The sequence below is a fragment of the Mesorhizobium sp. M7D.F.Ca.US.004.03.1.1 genome (assembly GCF_003998635.1).
GTDB lineage: Bacteria > Pseudomonadota > Alphaproteobacteria > Rhizobiales > Rhizobiaceae > Mesorhizobium > Mesorhizobium loti.
Map to the genome: position 1 here is coordinate 1 of NZ_RZQG01000474.1, position 4,633 is coordinate 4,633.

At 62.1% G+C, this 4,633-nt stretch carries 6 protein-coding genes; 3 read left to right on the forward strand and 3 right to left on the reverse strand.

Annotation, left to right across the window (positions count from 1 at the left end; all coding sequences use genetic code 11):
- The first annotated feature begins 100 nt into the window (after positions 1-100).
- Positions 101-1,144: an aldo/keto reductase gene (locus tag EN935_RS23105; RefSeq protein WP_127264887.1), complete on the forward strand. Its 1,044-nt coding sequence runs from the start codon at positions 101-103 to the stop codon at positions 1,142-1,144.
- 35 nt (positions 1,145-1,179) lie between these two features.
- Here the strand turns inward: EN935_RS23105 and EN935_RS23110 are convergent, their stop codons facing one another.
- Positions 1,180-2,151 (reverse strand): glycosyl transferase family 90, encoded by a 972-nt coding sequence (locus EN935_RS23110; RefSeq protein ID WP_127264888.1) that lies wholly within the window; start codon positions 2,149-2,151, stop codon positions 1,180-1,182.
- Between the two features lie 202 nt (positions 2,152-2,353).
- Between EN935_RS23110 and EN935_RS23115 the strand changes: the two genes are divergently transcribed.
- Positions 2,354-2,506, forward strand: coding sequence for a hypothetical protein (locus EN935_RS23115; RefSeq protein WP_081738829.1), 153 nt, complete (start codon positions 2,354-2,356; stop codon positions 2,504-2,506).
- Between the two features lie 54 nt (positions 2,507-2,560).
- Here the strand turns inward: EN935_RS23115 and EN935_RS23120 are convergent, their stop codons facing one another.
- Positions 2,561-2,794, reverse strand: coding sequence for a DUF982 domain-containing protein (locus EN935_RS23120; RefSeq protein WP_245462826.1), 234 nt, complete (start codon positions 2,792-2,794; stop codon positions 2,561-2,563).
- Between the two features lie 236 nt (positions 2,795-3,030).
- Positions 3,031-3,696 carry a GntR family transcriptional regulator gene (locus EN935_RS23125; protein ID WP_127373637.1) on the reverse strand — a complete coding sequence of 222 codons (666 nt, stop codon included), beginning with the start codon at positions 3,694-3,696 and terminating at the stop codon, positions 3,031-3,033.
- A gap of 195 nt (positions 3,697-3,891) precedes the next feature.
- Between EN935_RS23125 and EN935_RS23130 the strand changes: the two genes are divergently transcribed.
- Positions 3,892-4,633 (forward strand): MFS transporter (locus EN935_RS23130; RefSeq protein WP_127373638.1); only part of this gene is annotated, 742 nt, incomplete at its 3' end.

Consider the following 4,633-nt stretch of genomic DNA (forward strand, 5'->3'; position numbering starts at 1 on the left):
GTCGTGGCATGGAGACAAGTCGCCCAAATTGTCCTACAAATAGCAGCCACATTCGGGGCCCCTCCCCAGCCCCCTTCCCAACGCAATCGCGAGGACTGACATGGAATACCGCACCCTCGGCCGTTCCGGCCTGAAAGTTTCGACACTGACCATGGGCACCATGACTTTCGGCGGCGCCGGCGCGTTTTCGGCGGTCGGCAAGACCGACCTCGACGAGGCGCGCCGGATGATCGATCTCTGCATCGATGCCGGCATCAACGTCATCGACACCGCCAATGTCTATTCGAACGGCATTTCGGAAGAGATCATCGGCGAAGCGCTCGGCGGCAAGCGCAAGGGCGACGTGCTGATCGCCTCCAAGGCGCGGATGCGGATCGGCAAAGGTCCAAACGATGAAGGCCTGTCGCGCCATCACCTGATCCGCGAATGCGAGAAGAGCCTGAAGCGGCTCAAGACCGACGTCATCGACATCTACTTCCTGCACGAATGGGATGGCGTAACGCCGCTGGAGGAAACCATCGCCGCGCTCGACACGCTGGTCGCCCAGGGCAAGATCCGCTATGTCGGCTGCTCGAACTATTCCGGCTGGCAGGTGATGAAGGCGCTCGGCATCAGCGACAGTCATCACCAGCCTCGTTTCGTCACCCAGCAGATCCACTACACGCTGGAAGCACGCGAGGCGGAGTATGAATTGCTGCCGATTTCCGTTGACCAGGGGCTGGGCGTTCTGGTCTGGAGCCCGCTTGCCGGCGGATTGCTGTCAGGCAAATACCGCCGCGACAGCCCCACCGCCCGCCAGCTCGCCGGCTGGTCGGAACCGCCGATCCGAGACGAGGACCGGCTGTGGCGGATCGTCGATGTTCTGGTCGAGATCGGCACCCAGCGCGGCGTGTCAGCAGCGCAGGTGGCACTGGCCTGGCTGCTTGGCCGGCCGGCCGTCAGTTCGCTGGTGATCGGCGCCCGCAACGAAGCCCAGTTGAAGGACAACCTTGCGGCTGCGAGCCTGGTGCTCACCGACGACGAACGCAGCCGCCTCGACGCGGTCAGCCGGCCACCGCTGCTCTATCCCTACTGGCACCAGCAATTGACGGCAAAGGACCGCTTCGGCCCCGCCGACCTGGTTCTTGACCGCAGCGGCATCTGACGAGCCAGGTTTGGCGCGCCGAGGCACGCTACGTCCTAACCCTGGATAAAACGCCAGACCTCAGGATCAGGCTTGATCTGACCGCTGAGGACAAAATACTTATAGAGGACGAGCAGGGAGATAGCCTGCTCCTCCTGCTCGTTGGAGAATTGGCGGCAATAGGCATTGGCCGCGGCGATGATGCGTTGCGCCTCGGCCGGGTGGTGTTCGAAATAGCGCACCTTCTCCGTGACATCGGCGAAATCCGGGTCGAGCGGCACATAGTGGACACCGGCCTCGAGTTGCTTTTCCGCAAACCATGTCTCGTATGTCGGCAACGGCATCAGGCAGAGCGAATTCGAATTCAGGATCCATTTGAGGTTGGTCGCCACGTCGTTGCCTTCGAGTGAGACGATGTAGCGATAATGCTGCTGTTGGCTGATGCTGAGAAAAGGCTTGCTGTACTCGGCCGGCGCGTTCGGCTTGTGCGAGCCGGCGTCGCAAAACGGCAAGTCACGCACGGCGTCGAGAAATCTTGTCCGTTTCGGGTTGTTGAGATCACCGCGCCAGACCACGGCCGGGCGCTTGTCGGCGAATGCAGTTGCGTCGGCCGGCATGTAGAAGTGCCTAAACTTGTTGAATTTCATGATGACCGCATTTTCGTCGTCGGCATGGATCGGCCGATCCTTGACCAGCGTCGGCACCTTCGGCACGTCAATGACGTCGCCGAATTCGACGTCGACGAGCAATGCCGGATCGAAATAACGGGCAAACTCCTTGAGGTCGTAGTGGTACATAGTCGGCGTAGAGGGCAGCTTGTCGAGACGCACCGCAGCTGGGCTGGGCGAAAACGCATCCTGCAGCTTGTTGTAGTAATTCAGCCGCCGCCGCACTGCCTGATCCGAGAGCCTGGCCTGTTCGAGACGGCCCGCCAACCGCCGACGGAAGAGTGCCTGCGGTGCGATATCGCGCAAGACGTTGCGCGCATAGTAGAAAACCCTTGCCGTCGTTCGTTGGATGGTGGCCATAGTTCACTTGATCAAAACAAACGGGCGGATCGCTGCGCAGTTTGTTGGCGCCCCGGTTCTCCTACACCATTGTGCCGCGCATCTTGCAAGTCCCGGACCGTCGTCCCCACGAACCGCCGGGCACTATCGCTTCAGCTGTTGTGTTTGACGGCTAATGCTCCTAGGCAGGACCAGAGCCGCGAGGCAGTGAAAAGGAGCCGATATGGCGCGACCACCAAATTACGATCAGGAACGCAAGGAACGCGACCGCCAGAAAGCAGCCAAGAAGGCCGAGAAGCTGGCAGCCAAGGTTGCGGCGCGGGAACGTTCGAAGCCCGAGGACGAGACCGAAGGCGAAACCGAAACGGCAAAGTGACGGCAAAAGGCCCGCAGATGCGGGCCATGCCTCAACCCAGATGGCCGCCTTGTATCAGGCGGGCGCCTTGTCGCTGACAAAGACGTCCACTTCGCGCGCTGCCGCAATGAAGGCGCGCCTAGCGTTCATCGCCGGCTTGTCGCCGGCGAGTGCGTCATGGCAGGCCTGCAGCGCCGCGCGATGCTTGGGGCTGCGCTTGCCGGGCCAGTTGTTGAGGAGGTAGTCGGAAGCCTCACGCGCCGTACGCAAGAGCTGAGTGCTTCCCGCCGCGACTGACTTCACAGTCACAGGTGTTTCAAATCGGTTGTTTTCCATCGCCGCTCCTTACGCCATCGGCGTCTGCGAAGCGAGGCCGAAAGTGCGCATACGTCCAGACGACGCCTTTTGCATGGCGTATACCCTGCCCTGCACAGATCGTTTGGAGCAATTCCGGACGCAAACACTTTTCCTGGAATTGCTCCATCTCTTTGTCTTGACGCAATTCCGGACGGAAAACCGTTTCACACTTTTCCTGGAATTGCTCTCTAGGCGGCGACGACGGCAAAGCCTCTGGCGCGAAGACCGCGCCGATCGTTGGCGAGCGACGTCACCAACCGGTCGCGGCTGCCGACGATGTGGACTGAGAGCAGGCGCGCGGCTTCATCGGCATCGCCAAGACGTGCGGCTGCCAGAATGGCGCGATGTTCGGCCCAGGCGCGAACAAGGGCCGCTTCGTCGCGCACCTCCAGCCAGCGCGCCCGCGACAGGCGCGTCATGGCATCGCGAACCGCCCGGAACAGAAATTCGTTGCCCGACAGACGCGCCAGTTCGATGTGAAAATCCATGCCGACACGATGCCATTCCTCGCGCGGCGTGTCGTTGTCGCAGGACTCGAGCATCGCCTCGATGACATCGACGGCGCTCCGGTCCGCCAAGGCGCATGTCAGGCGAAGTGCCGCAACCTCGACCGCCTCCCTGTAGACGGCGATCTGCTCGAGTTCGGCCAGATTGATGGGCGACACCGTCCAGCCACGCCCGTCCCTGCCGACCAAGCCCTCGGTCTCAAGCCGCAGAAGTGCTGCCCTGACCGGGGTTCGCGAGGCGCCGAAGCGGCTTTCGATCCAGCGCTCCGTCAGCTTCTCGCCGGGACCGATCTCGAGGCCCAGGATCATCTGCCGAAGCTGCTTTTCGACGCTCTGCATCTGCGACATTGTCGTTTCCATTTTCTGGCCGTTGCTGGCTCGGGCCGTTTGCCGGCGATCAGCTCGCCAACCGCGGTTCCCGCTCACGGTTGACAGGGTTGCATTGACAGCGGCCAAGCTTGCGTCCATGACGGATACCATCTTGGTATCCCAAACTGGTATCCGCGGCAAGCATCGATAGATTGCGCGGACAGGACATATGACATGCCGCAGAATACGCCCCCGGCGACCGACAGCACCTACAACATCCATTGGCGGCGCAATCTGTTCGTGTGTTTTGCCGGTTCGTTCTCGACGCTTGTCGCCATGACGCTGCTTTTGCCGTTCCTGCCACTCTATATCGAGCAGCTCGGCGCCGAGGGCCACGCGGCGATCGTGCAATGGTCTGGGATCGCCTATGGCGCGACCTTCTTCGCGGCGGCGCTGGTGGCGCCGCTGTGGGGACGTCTCGGCGACCGCTACGGCCGCAAGGTGATGCTGGTTCGCGCCAGCTTCGGCATGGCGATATGCATGTCGCTGACCGGCATGGTGCAGACAGTCTGGCAGCTGGTGCTGCTGCGGCTGCTGATCGGTTTTGCCGGCGGCTATTCGTCGGGATCGACCATCCTCGTCGCCATGCAAACGCCGAAGGAGCGTTCCGGCTGGGCGCTCGGCCTGCTGTCTGCCGGCATCACGGCTGGGGCATTGGTCGGCCCACTGGTTGGCGGTATCTTGCCGCCGCTGATCGGCATCCGCGCCACCTTCCTGTTGTCAGGCGGCGTCATCTTCCTGGCGTTCCTGGCGACGACGTTTCTCATCAAGGAGAATCCCCGGCCGAAAGCAGCAGACGCCGCGTCGAAGCAGAAGCCGAAAGGCGGCTGGGCGCAAATCCCCGACAAACGGCCTGTTGTCGCCATGCTGGCGACCGGCATGCTGTTGAGTTTCGCCACCATGTCGATCGAGCCGA

Excerpts from the sequence above, each read along its gene's own strand:
- EN935_RS23105 (WP_127264887.1), top strand. The coding sequence starts at position 101 with ATGGAATACCGCACCCTCGGCCGTTCCGGCCTGAAAGTTTCGACACTG.
- EN935_RS23110 (WP_127264888.1), bottom strand. The coding sequence starts at position 2,151 with ATGGCCACCATCCAACGAACGACGGCAAGGGTTTTCTACTATGCGCGC.
- EN935_RS23115 (WP_081738829.1), top strand. The coding sequence starts at position 2,354 with ATGGCGCGACCACCAAATTACGATCAGGAACGCAAGGAACGCGACCGC.
- EN935_RS23125 (WP_127373637.1), bottom strand. The coding sequence starts at position 3,696 with ATGTCGCAGATGCAGAGCGTCGAAAAGCAGCTTCGGCAGATGATCCTG.